This window comes from Streptomyces gelaticus, from assembly GCF_014649535.1.
Taxonomy (GTDB): domain Bacteria; phylum Actinomycetota; class Actinomycetes; order Streptomycetales; family Streptomycetaceae; genus Streptomyces; species Streptomyces gelaticus.
In genome coordinates, this window is sequence record NZ_BMTF01000004.1 from 220,959 (window position 1) to 238,971 (window position 18,013).

Annotated in this window: 19 protein-coding genes; 7 read left to right on the forward strand and 12 right to left on the reverse strand. The window is 71.3% G+C overall.

Going from position 1 to position 18,013, the window contains the following annotated elements; genetic code table 11:
- Positions 1-163 precede the first annotated feature (163 nt).
- From IE107_RS07845 to IE107_RS07870, 7 genes are all read right to left on the reverse strand, one after another.
- Positions 164-1,744, reverse strand: coding sequence for a dipeptide ABC transporter ATP-binding protein (locus tag IE107_RS07845; RefSeq protein ID WP_189542512.1), 1,581 nt, complete (start codon positions 1,742-1,744; stop codon positions 164-166).
- On the reverse strand, positions 1,741-2,730 hold the full coding sequence (locus tag IE107_RS07850; RefSeq protein WP_189542514.1) for an ABC transporter permease: 990 nt from the start codon (positions 2,728-2,730) through the stop codon (positions 1,741-1,743). The genes IE107_RS07845 and IE107_RS07850 overlap by 4 nt, the downstream gene beginning before the upstream one ends.
- A complete protein-coding gene (locus tag IE107_RS07855) occupies positions 2,727-3,710 on the reverse strand; it encodes an ABC transporter permease (protein WP_189542516.1) in 984 nt (327 codons plus the stop codon). Before IE107_RS07855 ends, IE107_RS07850 begins: the two co-directional genes overlap by 4 nt.
- 2 nt (positions 3,711-3,712) lie before the next feature.
- Positions 3,713-5,437, reverse strand: coding sequence for an ABC transporter substrate-binding protein (locus tag IE107_RS07860; RefSeq protein WP_189542518.1), 1,725 nt, complete (start codon positions 5,435-5,437; stop codon positions 3,713-3,715).
- Between the two features lie 227 nt (positions 5,438-5,664).
- Positions 5,665-5,760, reverse strand: coding sequence for an Ms4533A family Cys-rich leader peptide (locus tag IE107_RS36070; RefSeq protein WP_323138501.1), 96 nt, complete (start codon positions 5,758-5,760; stop codon positions 5,665-5,667).
- Between the two features lie 168 nt (positions 5,761-5,928).
- Positions 5,929-7,206 (reverse strand): DUF3152 domain-containing protein, encoded by a 1,278-nt coding sequence (locus IE107_RS07865; protein WP_189542520.1) that lies wholly within the window; start codon positions 7,204-7,206, stop codon positions 5,929-5,931.
- A gap of 8 nt (positions 7,207-7,214) precedes the next feature.
- Positions 7,215-8,180: an alpha/beta fold hydrolase gene (locus IE107_RS07870; protein WP_189542521.1), complete on the reverse strand. Its 966-nt coding sequence runs from the start codon at positions 8,178-8,180 to the stop codon at positions 7,215-7,217.
- Positions 8,181-8,290: 110 nt separating this feature from the next.
- On the opposite strand from IE107_RS07870, the gene IE107_RS07875 reads away from it, so the two are divergent.
- The 4 genes from IE107_RS07875 (at position 8,291) to IE107_RS07890 (ending at position 10,150) form a co-directional block, all read left to right on the forward strand.
- Complete coding sequence (locus tag IE107_RS07875) at positions 8,291-8,506, forward strand: hypothetical protein (protein ID WP_189542523.1); 216 nt, start codon at positions 8,291-8,293, stop codon at positions 8,504-8,506.
- A gap of 168 nt (positions 8,507-8,674) precedes the next feature.
- On the forward strand, positions 8,675-9,316 hold the full coding sequence (locus IE107_RS07880; protein WP_030915445.1) for a TetR/AcrR family transcriptional regulator: 642 nt from the start codon (positions 8,675-8,677) through the stop codon (positions 9,314-9,316).
- A gap of 141 nt (positions 9,317-9,457) precedes the next feature.
- Positions 9,458-9,685: a DUF3107 domain-containing protein gene (locus IE107_RS07885; protein WP_189542525.1), complete on the forward strand. Its 228-nt coding sequence runs from the start codon at positions 9,458-9,460 to the stop codon at positions 9,683-9,685.
- Between the two features lie 195 nt (positions 9,686-9,880).
- Positions 9,881-10,150 carry a hypothetical protein gene (locus IE107_RS07890; RefSeq protein ID WP_189542527.1) on the forward strand — a complete coding sequence of 90 codons (270 nt, stop codon included), beginning with the start codon at positions 9,881-9,883 and terminating at the stop codon, positions 10,148-10,150.
- A gap of 34 nt (positions 10,151-10,184) precedes the next feature.
- On the opposite strand, the gene IE107_RS07895 is transcribed toward IE107_RS07890, so the two are convergent.
- Positions 10,185-10,919, reverse strand: a complete 735-nt coding sequence (locus IE107_RS07895) for a ferritin-like fold-containing protein (RefSeq protein ID WP_189542528.1) — start codon at positions 10,917-10,919, stop codon at positions 10,185-10,187.
- Between the two features lie 483 nt (positions 10,920-11,402).
- Between IE107_RS07895 and IE107_RS07900 the strand changes: the two genes are divergently transcribed.
- Together IE107_RS07900 and IE107_RS07905 are read left to right on the forward strand one after the other, a co-directional pair.
- Entirely contained in the window at positions 11,403-13,253 is a 1,851-nt protein-coding gene (locus IE107_RS07900; RefSeq protein WP_189542914.1) for a DEAD/DEAH box helicase, read from the forward strand.
- A 115-nt stretch (positions 13,254-13,368) separates the two neighbouring features.
- Positions 13,369-14,217, forward strand: a complete 849-nt coding sequence (locus tag IE107_RS07905; RefSeq protein WP_189542530.1) for an alpha/beta fold hydrolase — start codon at positions 13,369-13,371, stop codon at positions 14,215-14,217.
- Positions 14,218-14,235: 18 nt separating this feature from the next.
- On the opposite strand, the gene IE107_RS07910 is transcribed toward IE107_RS07905, so the two are convergent.
- Positions 14,236-15,123, reverse strand: coding sequence for an NYN domain-containing protein (locus IE107_RS07910; protein ID WP_072483884.1), 888 nt, complete (start codon positions 15,121-15,123; stop codon positions 14,236-14,238).
- Between the two features lie 221 nt (positions 15,124-15,344).
- Here IE107_RS07910 and IE107_RS07915 point away from each other — a divergent pair, with 221 nt between their 5' ends.
- On the forward strand, positions 15,345-15,497 hold the full coding sequence (locus IE107_RS07915) for a DUF8834 family protein (protein WP_177328023.1): 153 nt from the start codon (positions 15,345-15,347) through the stop codon (positions 15,495-15,497).
- Positions 15,498-15,574: 77 nt separating this feature from the next.
- On the opposite strand, the gene IE107_RS07920 is transcribed toward IE107_RS07915, so the two are convergent.
- From IE107_RS07920 to IE107_RS07930, 3 genes are all read right to left on the reverse strand, one after another.
- A complete protein-coding gene (locus IE107_RS07920) occupies positions 15,575-16,180 on the reverse strand; it encodes a MarC family protein (protein ID WP_189542532.1) in 606 nt (201 codons plus the stop codon).
- Positions 16,181-16,331: 151 nt separating this feature from the next.
- Positions 16,332-17,198, reverse strand: coding sequence for a PHP domain-containing protein (locus tag IE107_RS07925; protein ID WP_189542534.1), 867 nt, complete (start codon positions 17,196-17,198; stop codon positions 16,332-16,334).
- A gap of 92 nt (positions 17,199-17,290) precedes the next feature.
- Positions 17,291-17,929, reverse strand: coding sequence for a DUF6758 family protein (locus IE107_RS07930; protein ID WP_189542536.1), 639 nt, complete (start codon positions 17,927-17,929; stop codon positions 17,291-17,293).
- Between the last annotated feature and the right edge of the window lie 84 nt (positions 17,930-18,013).

Consider the following 18,013-nt stretch of genomic DNA (forward strand, 5'->3'; position numbering starts at 1 on the left):
GCGGCCGCCGTTGAATGGCGGCTCACAGCGGGACGACCGTAAGCGGATACGCCGGTGGCGCGACGGACGGTTGTCCGTCGCGCCACCGAAAGGGGTGAACCGTCGTAACTTTCCCGCCCCGATAGCGTTCAGTCGCGCTATGGGAGCGATCGGTCACACAGGGTCAGGCGGCGGCCAGCTCCTTGCGGGCCGCGCGGCGCACCGTCGCGAGCGCCGGGTCGAGCGCGGGAACGGCCGCCAGGAGCTGCTTGGTGTACGGATCGCGGGGGTTCCCGTACACCTCGTCCACCCCGCCCTCCTCGACGATCCGGCCCCGGCGCATGACGGCGACCCGGTCGCTGACCTGCCGTACGACGGCGAGGTCGTGCGCGATGAAGACCAGGGCGAGCCCCAGCTCCCGCTGGAGCTCCGCGAGCAGGGCGGTCACCTGGGCCTGGGTCGTCACGTCGAGCGCGGAGACGGCCTCGTCGCAGACGATCAGCTCCGGCTCGGCGGCCAGCGCGCGGGCGATCCCGACACGCTGGCGCTGTCCGCCGCTGAACTCGTGCGGATAGCGGTCGTAGCTCTCCGGGGCGAGGCCGACGCGGGTCAGCAGATCCCGTACCCGCGTCCTGATCACCGCCTCGTCGCGCTCCCCCGAGGCACGCAGCGGGTCGGCGACCGACTCGCCGATCGAGCGGCGCGGGTTGAGCGAGGAGACGGGGTCCTGGAAGACCATCTGGACCCGGGCGTCGCGGGTGAGCCGGCCCGAGGTGGGTTCCAGCAGCCCGACGAGCATCCGCCCGAGGGTGGTCTTGCCGCTGCCGCTCTCACCGACGATGCCCAGGGTCTCGCCGCGCCGCACGGTGAGCGAGACCCCGTCGACGGCGGCCTGCGCGCTCTTCCCCCTGCCGAACACCTGCCGCACACCGTCGGCTTCGACGAGCACCTCGCCGTCGCCCGCCGGCTTCGCGCCCGAGGAGATCCGCTGCTCCGTCACCCGCGGCACCGCCGCCAGCAGCGCCCGCGTGTACGGCTCGCGCGGGGCCACGAGCACCTCGCCCACCGGCCCCCGCTCCACCGCCCGCCCCGACTGCATGACCAGCACCTCGTCGACCGACTCCGCCGCCACGCCCACGTCGTGCGTGACCAGCAGCAGCCCCATGCCCGTCTCGCGGCGCAGATCGTGCAGCAGGTCCAGGATCTGGGCCTGGACGGTGACGTCCAGGGCGGTCGTCGGCTCGTCGGCGATGAGCAGCTGGGGCTCGCAGGCCAGAGCCATCGCGATCAGCGCCCGCTGCCGCATCCCGCCGGAGAACTCGTGCGGCCGCGACCGGGAACGCCGTACCGCGTCGGGGATCCCGACCCGGTCCAGCACCTCCACCGCCCGAGCCCGCGCCGCCCGGCGGGAGCCCCGGTGGTGGACCCGGTACACCTCGGCGATCTGGTCGCCCACCGCGTAGTACGGGTCCAGCGAGGACAGCGGGTCCTGGAAGACCATCGCGGCCTTCGCACCGCGCAGGGCCCGCAGTTCCGCGTCGTCCGCGGCCGTCACGTCCACCCCGGCGACCTGGATCGAGCCGCCGACCTTCGCACCGGTCCCCCGGTGCAGTCCGAGCAGGGCGTACGCCGAGGCGCTCTTGCCGGAGCCGGACTCCCCGACCACGCCCAGCGCGCCGCCGGCCTCCAGCGAGAACGACAGCCCGTCCACGGCTCGTACGTCGCCGAACGAGATCGAGAGATCCGAGACTTCGACCAGGCTCATGCCAGCACCACCCGTCGGTCGGCCATCGCCTGGAGGATGTCGGCGACGGCATTGGCGAGGACGACGAAGAATCCGGTGACGAGCACCAGACCGACGACCACCGGAAGGTCCACGTGCTTCACGGCGTCGACGAGTTCACGGCCGACCCCCGGAATCCCGAAGAGCGACTCGGTGAGGACGGCGCCGCCGAACATCGAGCCGATGTCCAGCGCGCCGAGCGCGATCACCGGCGCCAGCGCACCGCGCAGCGCGTGCCGTCCCACGAGCGCCCGTTCGCCGACCCCGTACGCCCTGAAGGTGCGCACATGGTCCTCGGCCAGGGTCTCCAGCATCGAGGCCCGGGTCATCCGGGCGTACGGCGCCGCGGACACCAGGGCCAGCGAGATCCAGGGCAGCAGCAGGTTCCAGGCCCACTGCTCCGGGTCCTCGGTGAGCGGTACGTAGTCCGGGAACGGCAGGATCTGGAGCGCCGTGACCAGGATGATGATCAGCAGCAGTCCGATCACGAAGACCGGTGTCGCCATGCCGGCCAGGGTGATCCAGGTGAGCACGCGCTCGGTCAGCCGGCCGCGCCGCCACACCGAGAGCAGCCCGGTGCCGACCCCGAGCAGCATCCACAGCACGAAGGCGCCCAGCGCGAGCGAGGCGGTGGCCGGGAGCTTGGCCAGGATCAGCTCGGTGACCTGCTGGTCGCTCTGGTACGAGAGCCCCAGGCAGGGCGCCTGGCAGTGCAGCACCCCGGTCCCGGTCGAGTAGTCGTGGCCGGCGAAGAGCCCCTGGAGGAAGTGCGCGTACTGCAGGTACAACGGGTCGCCCAGGTGCAGCTGTTCGCTGACCTGCGCCACCTGCGCGGGCGAGCAGCGCGGACCGCAGGCGATCTGCGCGACGTCGCCGGGGGCGACGTAGAAGGCGGCGTAGACGACGACGCTGAGGGCGAGCAGCACGAAGACCGCCCCGCCGAGGCGTCTGAGCAGGAACCACTTCACGCGTCGGCCTCCTTCTTCCGGCCGGTGCCGATCCGCAGCCGGGACTCGGCGCGCGGGTCGAGTGCGGTGCGTACGCCCTCGCCGAGGACGGTCAGCGCCAGCACGGTGACGAAGAGGAGCAGCGCCGGGATCAGCAGATAGGTGGGCGCCGCCTGGTACCAGGTGTCGGCGTCGCTGAGCATCTGCCCCCAGGACGGTGTGGGCGGCTTGATGCCCACACCGAGGAAGGACAGGGCCGCCTCGACGACGATGTTCGACGGGAAGAGCAGCACCGCGTAGGTGATGACGGGCGCGGCCAGCGCCGGGAGCAGTTCGCGCCGGGCGATCTGCCAGGAGCCCCAGCCGCTGAGCCGGGCGGCGGCGACGTGGTCGCGCGATTTCAGCGAGAGCGTCTGGGCGCGCACGATCTTCGAGATCCCGGACCAGCCGACCAGGCCGATGATCACTGCGATCAGGACCGGGCGGGGGAAGCTCGCGGGTACGACGGCGAGCGCGCCGAGCGCGATCACCATGACGGGCAGCGCGACCACGACATCGGTGACCCGGCTGAGCGCCTGGTCGACGAAGCGGTTGCCGAGCCCGGCCGCGAGCCCGATGCCGACGCCGATGAGCACCTGGAGCAGGGTGGCGGCGAGCGCGACGCCGAGCGAGACCCGCGCGCCGTGGACGACACGGGCGAACAGGTCGCGTCCGGTGAGCGGTTCGACGCCGAGCCAGTGGTCGGCGCCGATCCCGCCGAAGGAGCCGATCGGCACCCCGCCGGTGGCGGAGTCGACGAGGTCGGGGTGGTACGTGGTGGGGTCCTGGCCCTCGATGCCCGCGAGCAGCGGTGCGGCGAGGGCGACCAGGACCAGCAGGGCGACGACCGCGGCCGCCACGAGGGCCGCGCGCCGGGCGCGCAGCCGCCGCCAGAACGGACCGGCCCCGGAGGCGGGGGCCGGCGCGGTCCCCGCCTCCTCGGCCAGAAGTGCTTCTGCCATGACTACTTGACCGCGACCTGCGAGATGTCGAGCACGCCGGTCCAGTCGCTGATCACGACGTTCTTGACGGCCTCGCCGTACAGACGCTTGTAGACCGGGTGGAACAGCGGCACGGTCAGCGCCTGCTCACCGACCTGCTTGTCGAGCGCCCCCCAGCGCTTCGCGGCGGCGTCCAGGTCGGTCAGCTTGTTGATCTCGTCGATCTCCTTGTTGACCGCGGGGTCGTTCAGCTGGCCGGAGTTGAAGTTGTAGCCGGACCTGACGATCTGGCGCCCGTCGAAGATCGGTGCGAAGAACGGGCCGCCGGAGGGCCAGTCGGCGCCCCAGCCGCCGAGGAAGAAGCCGGGCTCGCTCTTCACGTCGTAGACCGTGTCGGAGTAGTCGTTACCCTCAAGGCCCTGGAGCTTGACGGTGATTCCGGCCTTCTTCAGCGCCTCCTGGAGCGCGGTCGCGATCTCCGGGCTGGTGGCGAAGTCCTTGTCGTTGGAGTGTGTGAGGGTGACGGTCAGCCCCTTGGGGTAACCGGCCTCCTTCAGCAGTTCCCTGGCCTTGGCCGGGTCGCCGTTCTTCCCGGCCGGGAAGTGGTCGTACGGCGTGTAGCCGAAGGCCGCCTGGTCGGGCAGGAAGGTGGTGGCGGGCTCGGCGAGCGAGGAGCCGCCGGCCGCGTTGACCACGGAGGAGCGGTCGACGGCGTACGAGATCGCCTGACGCACCTTCGGGTTGTCGAACGGCTTCACCTTCGGGTTGAAGGCGATGTAGTTGGTGTAGCCGAAGTGGCCGGTGCCGACGCGGTCGGCGAGCTTCTTGTCGCCGGTGACCTTGGCGAGTTCGGCCGGGCCCAGGTTGGTGTCGGTGGTGACGGCGGTGGCGTCGGCTCCCTGCGACGCGGACAGCCGCTGGTTGATGACGGCCGAGTCGAGCCCGGAGCGCACATCGATCCGGTCGGGGTAGGCCTTGCGCTCCTCGTCGGTCGCCGCCGACCAGTGCGGGTTGCGCTCCAGGATCAGGCGCTCGCCGTCGCCCTCGTTCTTGACGACCTTGTACGGGCCCGAGGAGACCGGGTGCTCCTCGTACTTGGTGCCCGTGTCCTTGGCCTTGGGCACCGGGGTGGTCTGGGTCTGCGTGGCCAGGAAGGGGAATTCGCCCTCCGGCTTGTCGAGGTGGAAGACGATCGTCTTCGCGTCGGGCGTCTCGATGGAGTCGAGGCCCTTCTTGTCCTTGTACGGGCCCTGGTAGTCGGCGCCACCGATCAGCCAGTCGCGCAGATAGGGCGCACCGCCGGAGAGTTCGGCGGCGAAGGAGCGCTCGATGCCGTACTTGATGTCGGCACTGGTGATCGCGGTGCCGTCCTCGTACTTCAGGCCGTCCTTGAGGGTGTACGTCCACACGGTGGCGTTCTTGCTGGGCGTGCCCAGGTCGGTCGCCAGGTCGGGTACGACCTTCGCGCCGGCGGCGCCGTCCTCGCGGTTGCGGGTGGTGAGCGTGCGGAAGACCAGGGACGGGACGTTGCCGCCGCCGGAGGTGTAGAGCCGCGCGGGGTCGAAGTCCTCCTGCGGCTTGCTGTTGAGGACGGTGAGCGTGCCGCCCTTCTCCGGCTTGCCCGCCGCGCCGGAGCCGCTGCCGCCGCCCCTGTTGTCCTCGGGCCCGCAGGCCGCGGCACCCGCGGCCACGACGAGTACTGCGGTGGCCGCTGCCACGCGGCGCGATATGACGGACGGTTGACGCATCGGAAAGTGACCTCTCGGGTGTACTGCCTGGGGAAACGAACGGAAGGAATTCCGCGCGGGCAGCGGCGAGAGCGAGTGCACACAGCCGGTCGACGAGTGGAAGAAGCCGACCGGAAACACCGAACTGCCGCGCCTGCGGGCAAAGGACGGCCGGACGCGGCGGTCATGCGTGGCGGCCTCGGCCCGTCAGGGCTCGGACCGCGGGCGGACGCGCGCTCGGGCAGGCGTCAGCAACAGTCGATGTCGGCGACACTGTGCCCGGTCACACCGATGAGCGCCAGCTCTATGACTGCGCGATCGGGGAGGACGGGGCCGTGTGACATGCCGAGAAATATGGATCAAGGCCCAGGGGATGTCAACGCGAATTGAGACAGTGGTCTCACCATTCGGACGCCGTGTGGGCAGGTGTACACCCCTTCCGCATACGGCCACGGGGCCCGGCATACCGAAGGGGCGGGCCCGTCACATCCGTGGGCCCACCCCTTCCCGACTCAACTGCGTGGATATGCCCAGGCGTTGGGCCTGCACTTGATTCCGTCGATGTCCAGGGACTTGGTCTGCTGCTGCATCACCGGGGCGAGGGCTCCGGGCGTGCGGCAACTCACATGGTTGTGACCCAGCCGGTGACCGACCTCATGGTTGATCAGCATCTGGCGGTAGGCGAAGAGTCTGTCCGGACCGAAGGTCGACGAGCCCTGGGCCCAGCGGTAGGCGTTGATCATCACGCGCTCGGTCGCCGCGGAGTCGCAACTGACGTTGTCCACCGTCGTGTCCAGGTCGGACTTCATGCACCATTCGCCGGTGGTCCCGGGGCTGGCCAGGGTGATCACGAAATCGGGGTCGTCGGTGGAGACCCGTTCGAACGTCATGGCCCCGTCGTGCGCCCAGCTGCGGTCGTCGTTGAGCGTCTCCTGGACGGCCCTGGCGAAGAGCGCGGCGTCGAGGCCGAGGCCCTTCTCCACATCGATCCGGTAGCGGTACTTGTGCCCCCGGCCCGGGGCCTTCGCCGTCCCCGGAACCGCCTCGAACTTCCCGGACGCCTTCAGGTCCGGGGCGAGCGGATAGGCCTTGGCCATCTTCTGGGCGTACGAGAGCGGCTTGGCCCGCACCGGCTCCGGGGCCGGCCGGTCGTCCGAGCGGGAGGCGCCGTCGGGGCCGCGCCGGTCGACGCCCGAGGGCTGTGCGGCGGTGGTCCCGCCGCCGTTGTCCTGGGTGACCTGCCCGGCCACCACCACCGCGAGCACGGTGGTCACCGCGGCGGCCGCGATCCCGGTGAAGGTACGCCCCCTGGCGCCCTTGCCCGGCGCCGGGGCGTCGCCGCCGGGCGACCGCTCGTCCCGCTCGCCGGCCGGGGCGTGCGGATCGGCGGAGCGGGTCGGCGGGACGGAAGACCCGCGCGGTGCGGGCGGTGTGTCGAAGGCCTCGACGAACTCGCGCCGCGGTCCCGGTATCAGCGGCCGGGTTCCGGGCGGCTGCTGCCGGGGCGCCGCCTGCGGCCGCGCTCCGGGCCGGTGGTCGTCGGCCCGCAAGCGCGGCTGGGGGCCCGTCCCCCAGCCGCCGCCGGGTTCGTGCTGTTCGGGATGGCCGCCGCGGACGTGTCCGGCCTGCTGGAAGGGGGTGTGCCCGTCGGCGTCGGCCGGTGTGTCCGCCGGCCTCCGGCGCCGCCCGGTGCCCGGCCGGGCGGCCGCGCGATCGCCGCCCGCGTCCGCGGCGGCGGCCTCGATGCCGGGCCCCGAGGGTTCGGGGCCCTTTCGACTATGTCGTCCCACGCCCCGGATCAGCTCCCGCCGCGTTCGTCGAGCAGTTCCCGGAAGGCCTGGGCGACCGCCTCCGGGTACTCCATCATCGCCACGTGCCCCGCGTCGGGCAGGGTCAGCAGCCGTGAATCACGGAAGGCCGCGGACGCCTTGCGCGCCATCCGGTACGAGACGAGCTGGTCCCGTCCGCCGTACACGAGCTGGGTCGGTGCGAGCACCCGCTCGGCCTGGCGCCACAGTCCGTGCTGCCCGCCGAGCGTGTACGCATCGACAATGCCACGTGCCGAGCGCGCCATCGCGTCCCAGAAGTAAGGCAGCCCCGTCCGGCGCTCCATTTCGGCCACCGCTTCGCGGAAGCCCGCCTCGGAGACGCGCCCCGGATCGCCGTAGCAGAGCGCCATCACGCCGCGGGTGCGGTCCTCCGCGGACCAGTCCCTGGTCATCCGGGCGAACAGGCCGGCGACGCCGGGCACGGCGAGCAGCCCCGTGGGCAGCGCGGACCGCTGCACCCGGATCTCGGGGAGCGCGGGCGAGACGAGGGTGAGGGTGCGCACCAGATCGGGGCGGACCGCGGCGACCCGGGTGGCCACGGCCCCGCCGAGCGAATTGCCGAACAGGTGCACCGGCCCGCGCTCCTCGGCGTCGAGGAACCGGATCACGGCGCGGGCGTGCCCGGTGACCGAGTAATTCCCGTCGTCCGGCGGCGGCGAGTCACCGAAGCCGGGCAGATCCACCGCCTCGCCGTCCACCACGTCCTGGAGCAGCGGCGTCAGCGCCGACCAGTTCTGCGAGGAGCCACCGAGCCCGTGCACGAAGAGCGCGGGCGGCAGCCCGGTCCGCTCCGGCGGCCGGGAGCGGACGGTCAGCGTCAGACCGGGCAGAGCCACGGCGCGCAGCTCCTCCCCCTCCGCGACCCGGACGGCGCTCACCGCCGGGGACGCCGCGGCGGCGACGGCACGGACTCCCGGCAGCTCGGTCGAAGACATGCGGCAATGTTACGAGACGATCACACCCCGATTCATGTGTTCGCGGTCACAGACCGCGTAGCGGCCTGCGGAGCCAGCTCCTACGCTCGGAGGCAAGGAAGGGAGTCACCATGACGGTCGACCCCAGTGACCCGGAGACCTTCGAGGACATCCAGCCGGACGAACCGGACCAGGAGACGCCCCGGGCGGACGCCGCCGAACAGCGGGCCGATCTCCAGCAGCGGCACGACGAACCGCTCACGGACATCGACCGGGACGCCGCCAACGAGGCCGACGCGGCGGAACAGGCCCGCGTCGTGACACAGGATGAGGACGATTACCGCTGATACAAACCGTTTTGTCCCGGCGGCCGAGGAATCTGTGGGTACCGCAGCCGTCCGGTCCATGAAATTCTGCGTCCGCGCCGCGCACGCCCGGGTTACCCAAAAGTACGATGGCTGTGCGGCGCAGCGTGCACGGAAAAGCTGTGTCCGATCACAAATTTGGGAGGCGGCGTGACAGCCATCGAGCAGACCGAGGCGGCGCGCCCGCGGGGCACTCGCCTGCCTCGCCGCGCCCGACGCAATCAACTGCTGGGCGCCGCGCAGGAAGTCTTTGTGGCGCAGGGCTACCACTCCGCCGCGATGGACGACATCGCCGAGCGGGCCGGGGTCAGCAAGCCGGTGCTCTACCAGCACTTCCCGGGAAAGCTGGAGCTCTACCTGGCCCTTCTCGACCAGCACTGCGAGTCGCTTCTCCAGGCGGTCCGTACGGCCCTGGCCTCGACCACCGACAACAAGCTCCGGGTCGCCGCGACGATGGACGCCTACTTCGCGTACGTCGAGGACGAGGGCGGCGCCTTCCGGCTGGTCTTCGAGTCCGACCTGACCAACGAGCCCGCGGTGCGCGAGCGCGTCGACCGGGTGTCGTTGCAGTGCGCGGAGGCGATCTCCGACGTCATCGCCGGTGACACGGGACTGTCCAAGGACGAGTCCATGCTGCTCGCGGTCGGCCTGGGCGGGGTCTCCCAGGTGGTCGCCCGCTACTGGCTCTCCAGCCAGTCCGCCATTCCGCGGGACACCGCGGTCCAGTTGCTCACCTCGCTGGCCTGGCGGGGCATCGCGGGCTTCCCGCTGCACGGCATCGATCAGCACTGACCGGTCCGCCCGGCGCGGCCGCCGCCCGTGTTCGCTGCGGGCGTTGCCCGCCGACCACTGACGGCTCCCCTCAGCGGGCTAATGTGTGCTGCGTACGGCGCGGCTCACCGCGCAGGGACTGACCGTCGGAGGGACATAGCCGTGGAGGTCAAGATCGGGGTGCAGCACACTCCCCGGGAGATCGTTCTGGAGAGCGGGCTTTCCGCCGAAGAGGTCGAGAGCACGGTCGCCGAGGCTCTCACCGGTAAGGCGGAGCTGCTCAGCCTCACGGACGACAAGGGCCGCAAGGTCCTGGTGCCGGCCGACCGGATCGCTTACGTGGAGATCGGCGAGCCCACCGCGCGTCGTGTGGGGTTCGGCGCGCTGTAGACAGCACGCTCCGAGCGGTGACCGGCGGCGGCCCGGTGGGACCCCCCCACCGGGCCGCCGCCCGTTGCTGTTCAGGGTGGTTCCGGAGCGAAGCCGGTGCCGAGGAGGGTTGCGTTCCGCAACCGGCGGGTAGTACCGCTGATGACCGATTCAGGTCAGGCCCTAACCGCCCCGCAACTCGCGAGGTGATCATCTGTGATCCTGGTACCACTCGGCTCCGTCGTGCTCGGACTCGCCCTTGCCTGGGTGGCGCTCCGCTCCCTGCCGCACCGGCTCCCGTCCCGCCGTGCCGTCTTCACCACCGGCGCCCTGGGATCCCTGTTCGGCGCATATCTCATGCACTCGGTGCTGGGTCCCGGCCACGTCGTGGCCACACTGATCGGCGCGGTGCTGATCGGGGCCGTGACGCTCTCGCTGCTGGTCCGCCCCCGGAGCCGTCGGCTGAGCCGATCAGCGGCGGCCTGAGGCCGGCCCGGCGGACCGGCCCCCGGTGAGCCTGCTACGCGGCCAGTCCCAGCGCGGCCATGCGCTTGGTGTGCGCCTCGGTGATCCGCGAGAACATCCGACCGACCTCCGCCAGGTCGAAGCCGTCCGCCACGCCGCCGACGAGCATCGTCGACAGCGCGTCGCGGTCGGCAACCACCCGCTGCGCCTGGGAGAGCGCCTCGCCCATCAGCCGGCGGGCCCACAGCGCGAGCCGTCCGCCGACGCGCGGGTCGGCCTCGATCGCGGCGCGCACCTTCTCGACGGCGAAGTTCCCGTGCCCGGTGTCGTCGAGCACGGCGAGGACCAGGGAGCGGGTGTCCGAGTCGAGCCGGACCGCGACCTCGCGGTAGAAGTCACTGGCGATCGAATCGCCGACGTAGGCCTTGACCAGGCCCTCCAGCCAGTCCGACGGCGCGGTCTGGCGGTGGAAGTCGTCGAGCGCCTTGGCGAACGGCTCCATCGCGCCGGTGGGGTCCACCTCGATCGTGGTCAGCCGGTCGGTGAGCCGCTCGAAGTGATGGAATTCGGCGGAGGCCATCTTTGCCAGCTCCGCCTTGTCCGCCAGCGTCGGCGCGAGTTTGGCGTCCTCGGCGAGCCGCTCGAAGGCTGCCAGCTCCCCGTACGCGAGTGCTCCCAGCAGATCCACGACCGCTGCCCGGTACTGCGGCTCCACCGAAGCGGCGGCCCAGTCCTGGGCGGCGATTCCGGTGGGTTCAGGGGTTTCAGTGGCGTTGTCAGGCGTCTCCATGGAGCGCAGAATAGCCCGCTCGGCGGGCGACGGAAGGGCCTGGTCAGCCAGTGACATCACACCGTTCCGACGAATTCGCCCGACACACATGCGCGAATCCGGGGTACAGTGGTATTGCGCCTACTGAGTATTTTGGACGTACCGGTGGCGTGAAAATGGTGAAAACGAATGAGGATGCCCGGTCGGTGGCCCGATCGGCTCCGACCCGACAGCCCTCCACGCGGTGCGTACGACACGTACGACCGCAGATGAGGGGCCCCCTCAGCGGCACGAGCGCTCGAGCGACGGCAGTGGTCCCGCGCCACCCGGCCCATCCCGGCCGGATGACCAACCCCGGCACGGTACGACCCCCAGCGTTCGCCTCGGACCGCGTCTCACAGAAGAGGCAGCACCCTGACTACGTTTCGTGAACTCGGGATTCTTTCCGAGACGGCCGAGGCCCTTGAGGCCGTCGGTATCGTGTCCCCCTTCCCCATCCAGGAGATGACGCTCCCCGTCGCACTCTCCGGCTCCGATGTCATCGGCCAGGCCAAGACCGGCACGGGCAAGACCCTCGGTTTCGGTCTGCCGCTGCTGGAGCGCGTCACCGTCCCCGCCGACGTCGAGGCGGGCCGGGCCAGGCCCGAGCAGCTGACCGACGCGCCGCAGGCGCTCGTCGTCGTCCCCACCCGTGAGCTCTGCCAGCAGGTCACCAACGACCTGCTCACCGCTGGCAAGGTGCGCAACGTCCGCGTGCTCGCGATCTACGGCGGCCGGGCGTACGAGCCGCAGGTCGAGGCCCTGAAGAAGGGCGTCGACGTGATCGTCGGCACCCCGGGCCGGCTGCTCGACCTGGCCGGACAGCGCAAGCTCGACCTCTCGCACGTCCGCGCGCTGGTGCTCGACGAGGCCGACGAGATGCTCGACCTGGGCTTCCTGCCCGATGTCGAGAAGATCATCACGATGCTTCCGGCAAAGCGCCAGACGATGCTGTTCTCGGCGACCATGCCGGGCGCCGTCATCGGTCTCGCCCGCCGCTACATGTCGCAGCCGACGCACATCCGCGCCACCTCCCCCGACGGCGAGGGCGCGACCGTCGCGAACATCTCGCAGCACGTCTACCGGGCCCACTCGATGGACAAGCCGGAGATGGTCTCCCGCATCCTGCAGGCCAACGGCCGCGGACTCGCGATGATCTTCTGCCGCACCAAGCGCACTGCGGCCGACATCGCCGAGCAGCTGGAGAAGCGCGGCTTCGCGTCCGGCGCGGTCCACGGCGACCTCGGCCAGGGCGCCCGCGAGCAGGCGCTGCGCGCCTTCCGCAACGGCAAGGTGGACGTGCTCGTCTGCACCGACGTCGCCGCCCGCGGTATCGATGTCGAGGGTGTGACCCACGTCATCAACTACCAGTCGCCGGAGGACGAGAAGACGTACCTCCACCGCATCGGCCGTACCGGCCGCGCCGGCGCCAAGGGCATCGCGATCACACTGGTCGACTGGGACGACATCCCGCGCTGGCAGCTGATCAACAAGGCGCTCGACCTGACGTTCAACGACCCGGTCGAGACCTACTCCACCTCGCCGCACCTCTTCGAGGAGCTCGACATCCCGGCCGGCACCAAGGGTGTCCTGCCGCGCGCCGAGCGGACCCGTGCGGGTCTGCGGGCCGAGGAGATCGAGGACCTCGGTGAGACGGGCGGCCGCGGCCGCAAGTCCTCCGCGCCCTCGGCACCCGTCGTCCGCGAGGAGCGTGCGCCGCGTACGCCGCGCCAGCGCCGTCGCACCCGGGGCGGCGCCGCCGTCCAGGAAACGCCCGCCACCACCGCCGCGGTGCCGGCCCCGGCCGCCGAGGCCGCTGACGCCCCGTCGGAGCCGCGTACGCCGCGTCGCCGTCGCCGTACCCGGGCCGGTGCCGCGGAAGCCGCCGCCGAGGCCGTGGTCAACACGGTGGAGGCCGTGGTCGAGGTCACGGTGGAGCCGAAGGCCGCCGAGGCCCCGGCCGAGGACGCGCCCGTGGCCGAGACCAGGCCGCGCCGTCGCCGCGCCCGCGTCGTCAAGCCGGTCGAGGAGGAGGTCGACTTCCAGATCGCGCCGATCTCCGAGCCGGTGGCCGGGACGAGGACGGTGACCAAGCCGCGTCGCCGCCCCCGCGTCGTCAAGCCGGTCGAGGACGAGGTCGACTTCCAGATCGCGCCCATCTCCGAGCCCGTCCCGGAGACCAGGCCGCGCCGCCGCACCCGTGCGGCCGCCAAGCCGAAGACGGAGGCCGTGGCCGAGGCCCCGGTCACCGAGGGCGAGGCGAAGCCGCGCAGGCGCCGGGCGCCGCGCGCGGCCGCCGCGAAGACCGAGGGCTGAGCGGCCACCGCTCAGCAGCCCGAACGCCGACGGGCCCGAGGATGTCCTCGGGCCCGTCCGGCGTTCAGACGCCTCTCTTCTGCCCGTCCGGCGTTCCACGGCATAACCTCGTCCCATGAGCCGGCCGCACACCTTCACCCCGCCCCCCTGCGCCCACGCCCGCCAGCTGCGCACTCCGCGCGGCGACTTCGCCGTGCTGGACGCCTCGCCGTCCGGCGCCGTGCGTGGCACCGCCCTCCTGCTGCCCGGGTACACGGGCAGCAAGGAGGACTTCATAGCGCTCCTCGAACCGCTCTCGGCCGCCGGGTACCGGACCGTCGCCGTGGACGGCCGCGGACAGTACGAGACCGAGGGGACTGATCGTCAGGAGGCCTACACACAGGGCGAGTTGGCCCTCGATGTGCTCGCCCAGACCGCGGCTCTCGACGCGGGCGGCGAAGGCACCGTGCATCTTCTGGGGCACTCGCTCGGCGGGCAGATCGCCCGCGCCGCCGTACTGCGCGACGCCACACCGTTCCGTTCCCTGACCCTGATGTCCTCCGGGCCCGCCGAGGTCGTCGAGGCCCAGCAGCTCAAGGTGAAGGTGCTCAGCGACGCGCTCGCGACGCTGAGCATGGCCGAGGTGTGGGAGGCGATGCGCGCCCTCGACCCGCCGCAGGAGGCGGCGACCGACGGCGAGGCACTGCGTCGGCGCTGGCTGCGCCACCGGCCCGCCCAGCTGATCGCCACCGGCCGCCAGCTGGTGACCGAGCCGGACCGGGTGGCCGAACTCGCCGCTCTGCCGCTGCCGGTCCATGTGCTCTCCGGCGAGCGCGACGACACCTGGCCGGTGCCGCTGCTCGACGAGATGGCGCGGCGGCTCGGCGCGCACCGCACCCGGATCACGGGCGCCGAGCACTCCCCCAACACGGACCGCCCGGAGCAGACGGCGGCGGCGCTCGTCGCGTTCTGGGACAGCCTGTAGGCGGCGCCGCAGGCGGGCTCAGTACTGCGACTGGAGATGCTGCCAGAAGCCGTCGCGCAGTGCCCGCCGCAGATGCGCGTGGCCGCGCAGCGAGTGCTGGAGCAGCCGTTCGGCCTCGACCAGCAGGTCCTGGTCGACGGAGCCCGGCAGGTAGGGGTGTCCGGGCAGCAGGTCGGCGAGGGACTCGCGGCCCCGCGCGGCCAGCCAGGCGGCGGCGATCTGCGCACCGACGAAGCGGACGTCCTCGCGCGCGGGCGCGGGGGTGTCGTCCTCGTAGGTGGTGACGGGGCGTCTGGTGACGTACGGACGGCAGAAGTCCAGGTCGAAGGTGCGCTGGCTGTCGACCTCCCAGAGCAGCGGTTCGGCCTGGTTGCGCCCCTCCCCCGCCTCGATGCCCCACAGGTGCACCCGGGCCCCGTACCCCTGCGCCGCCTCCACCGCGGAGACCAGGTCCTCGTCGCCGCCGACCAGTGCCGCGTCGCTGATGGCGCGGTGCCGGGCGAGCGATTCGAGGTCGGTGCGGATGAGTGAGTCGACGCCCTTCTGCTGGTTGTTGGCGTTGAGGTTGCCGAGTCTGACCTTGACGTCGGGGAGTTCGGCGATGGACTGCTGCTCGGCGGTGTGGATGCGCCGCCTGGCTCCGTCGTACCAGTACACGCGCAGCAGCCTGCTGTCCGCGAAGATCGTCCGGGCCTTGTCGATGAAGGCCTCGATCAGCCCTTCCGCGTCGAGGTCGAAGGAGCGGCGGTCCTCGGTGCCGGTGACCAGCAGTCCGGCCGCGGCGTACACATAGCCCGCGTCCACGAAGATCGCGTGGGTCGACGGGGTCTTCGACACCTCGGCGAGCATGCGCTGGAGCAGCTCGTTGGTACGGTCCAGACGCTCGCGGATCTCTGCCTCGTTCATTCGGGCCTCGTCGTGGACCTCGTCGCCCGCTCCTGCTCGGTGACCTGCTGATGCTTAGACATCCAAAAAATTTCCTTAGCGTAGGGAATGTTTGCCCGGGGCAAGCCGTTGTACCCCTCGTGGAGCACAGGACAGAGGTGTCCGGTGCTCTCATCCTTGCGGACGGGTCATCCGTCCTCCCAGTAGTTCTCCAGCAGGAGGATCAGACGAAGGGAAGCCTCATGCGCTTCGAGATCATGCGACTCGACGATGTCGACGGTACCGCCGTGGACAGCACCGTCGTGGACGCCGCCTCCGTCAACCGGATCGTGCAGCAGGCCGCAGCCATAGGCCAGCGCATCTATATCCGCCCGGCCGAGACCTCGGCTTCGTAACGCACGACGACGCACAAAGACGAAGCGCCCCCGTACGGAAGGTCCGCACGGGGGCGCTGTGGTGCCGTCGGGCGCCGTCAGGAGTTCTGGATGACCTGGGTGACACCGTTGATGATCTGCTGCACGGCGATGGCGGACAGCATCATTCCGGCGAGCCTGGTCACCAGCACGACGCCGCCGTCCTTGATGACCCGGATGATCAGCAGCGAATAACGCATGGTCAGCCAGAGCACGATGTGCATGGCGAGGATCGCCGACCAGACCGAGATCTGACCGGCCACGCTGTCGGCGTGCTGCACCGCCAGGATCACCGAGACGATCGCACCGGGCCCGGCGAGCAGCGGCATGCCCAGCGGCACGAGCGCCACATTGACGTCCTTGGTCTGCGTCGGCTCGTCGGTCTTGCCGGTCAGCAGATCGAGCGCGATCAGCAGCAGGAGCAGTCCGCCCGCGATCATCAGCGCGGGTACGGAGACATGCAGATAGTCGAGGATCTGCTGACCGAGCAGACCGAAGACGGCGATCACACCGAAGGCGACGGCGACCGCCTGGAACGCCATCCTGCGCTGCATCCTGGCGGGGCGGCCCGCGGTGAGCGCGAGGAAGATCGGGGTGATACCGGGGGGATCCATAATCACAAAAAGCGTGAGAAAAAGGGATCCGAAGACAGCGACGTCGAACACAGTGAGCCTTGCGAGAAGAGAGAAACGGCCTGAAGGAGCGCACCCCGAAGCCATGACGGCGGCCGGACGGCCGGGTACGGGAAGTGGAACGTGAAGGTGGGGGACAGCGGTGTGCGTACGGGTCCGTGGTCCGGCCCCGGCACGTGCGTCGTTACGCGGGGCGGGGCCCGCCGGCTCCCGGCACCGGGAAGGCTCCCGTGGCGCGCCGGGTGATCTCGCCGTAGATCTCGGGGTCGGTGGTGTACTCGCCGAGCCCGACGGTCTTGCGGCTGCCGTGGTAGTCGCTGGACCCGGTGGTCAGCAGCCCCAGGTCATGGGCGAGCCCGCGCAGCCTGGCCCTGGTCGGCTCGTCGTGGTCCATGTGGTCGACCTCGATGCCGTCGAGACCGGCGGCGGCGAGCCGCGCGATCGAGGACTCGGGCACCACCTCGCCGCGCTTGACGGCGGCCGGGTGGGCGAAGACCGTGACGCCGCCGGCGGCCTTGACCAGCCGGATCGCGTCGAAGGGGTCGAGTTCGTGCTTCTCGGCGTAGGCGCGTCCGCCGTCCGCGAGCCACTCGGGCGTGAAGGCGTCGGAGACGGTCTCGACGACGCCGAGCTCGACGAGCGCGGTGGCGACGTGCGGCCTGCCGACCGATCCGTCCCCGGCGATCCTCGCGACCCGCTCCCACTCGACGGGCACCCCGAGGTCCTGGAGCTTGCGCACCATGGTCCGGGCGCGCGGCACCCGGTCGTCCCGCACGAGTTCGCGCTCGCGGGCCAGCTCGGGCTCGTCGGGATCGAAGAGGTACGCCAGCAGGTGCAGACTCACGCCGTCGATCCGGCAGGAGAGCTCGGCCCCGGTGACGAGGGTCAGCCCCTCGGGAAGGGCGGCGATCGCCTCGGTGTGGCCGCGCACGGTGTCGTGGTCGGTGAGCGCGACGACGTCCAGCCCCGCGGCGGCGGCGTTCCGCACCAGCTCGGCGGGGGCGTCCGTGCCGTCCGAAGCGGTGGAGTGGGTGTGCAGGTCGATGCGCACGACGCGTACTCCAGTGCTCGGGGCCGTAAAAGGGGACGTCTCAGGATAACCGGCATTCGAACAGTGCCCGGCCGGTCGCCCGGGCGCCGGTCTCAGCTGAGCAGGCGCGGGGTGAGCGCCCCGCACGGTACGAGGTCCATCTCTCCCCCGGCCTCGCGCAGATCGGCGAGCACCAGCTCGTCGTACATCAGGAGCCCGGACTGCTCGGGCCAGACGATCGCCCAGAGCCAGAGTCCGCGCGCCTCGCCCGCGAAGACCGCCCGGTCCTCGGGGACCCCTTTGACGTTCCACAGCGGGGTAGGGCGGCCGGCGGCGAGCATCTTGACGTCCGGCGGGCCGTCGACGTCCAGGTAGGAGCCGGGGTCGGGGCCGTCGATCCCGGCGAAGCGGGCACCGAGTCCGACGCCGAGCTCCTCGGTGACGAGCAACAGGTCGCCCATGCCGCCGACGGGACCGGGGCCGGAGCAGGCCACCGCGGTGGCCCGGCCGCCGCTGCGGTCGTCGCCCGCGCTCGCCACACCGGTGAACAGCCAGCCGACCGGCAACGGCCAGGGCATCCACACCGGGACCTCGGCCCGGCGCACCACCGCCCCCAGCGCTTCGACGCTGGGCGGAACCACCGGCTGCAGCGGTTGCACGCCGCCGTGCACGGCACACTGCCAGGTGTCGGCGAACAGACCGGGCGCCCTGACCCGGCCTCCGCACTTCGGGCAACTGGGTTCGCCCCTCATAGCGACCAACGGTCCTCCAGGACCGTCGCCGCGTCAAGCAAGATCACCCGTCCGCAGCGAGGCCCGCCACCTGCAGAAATAGAT

Coding starts and splice junctions, on each gene's coding strand:
- IE107_RS07870 (WP_189542521.1), bottom strand. CDS start 8,180: ATGTCTTCGACCGAGCTGCCGGGAGTCCGTGCCGTCGCCGCCGCGGCG.
- IE107_RS07910 (WP_072483884.1), bottom strand. CDS start 15,123: ATGAACGAGGCAGAGATCCGCGAGCGTCTGGACCGTACCAACGAGCTG.
- IE107_RS07845 (WP_189542512.1), bottom strand. CDS start 1,744: ATGAGCCTGGTCGAAGTCTCGGATCTCTCGATCTCGTTCGGCGACGTA.
- IE107_RS07855 (WP_189542516.1), bottom strand. CDS start 3,710: ATGGCAGAAGCACTTCTGGCCGAGGAGGCGGGGACCGCGCCGGCCCCC.
- IE107_RS07895 (WP_189542528.1), bottom strand. CDS start 10,919: ATGGAGACGCCTGACAACGCCACTGAAACCCCTGAACCCACCGGAATC.
- IE107_RS07930 (WP_189542536.1), bottom strand. CDS start 17,929: ATGAGGGGCGAACCCAGTTGCCCGAAGTGCGGAGGCCGGGTCAGGGCG.
- IE107_RS07915 (WP_177328023.1), top strand. CDS start 15,345: ATGCGCTTCGAGATCATGCGACTCGACGATGTCGACGGTACCGCCGTG.
- IE107_RS36070 (WP_323138501.1), bottom strand. CDS start 5,760: ATGTCACACGGCCCCGTCCTCCCCGATCGCGCAGTCATAGAGCTGGCG.
- IE107_RS07860 (WP_189542518.1), bottom strand. CDS start 5,437: ATGCGTCAACCGTCCGTCATATCGCGCCGCGTGGCAGCGGCCACCGCA.
- IE107_RS07900 (WP_189542914.1), top strand. CDS start 11,403: ATGACGCTCCCCGTCGCACTCTCCGGCTCCGATGTCATCGGCCAGGCC.
- IE107_RS07905 (WP_189542530.1), top strand. CDS start 13,369: ATGAGCCGGCCGCACACCTTCACCCCGCCCCCCTGCGCCCACGCCCGC.
- IE107_RS07875 (WP_189542523.1), top strand. CDS start 8,291: ATGACGGTCGACCCCAGTGACCCGGAGACCTTCGAGGACATCCAGCCG.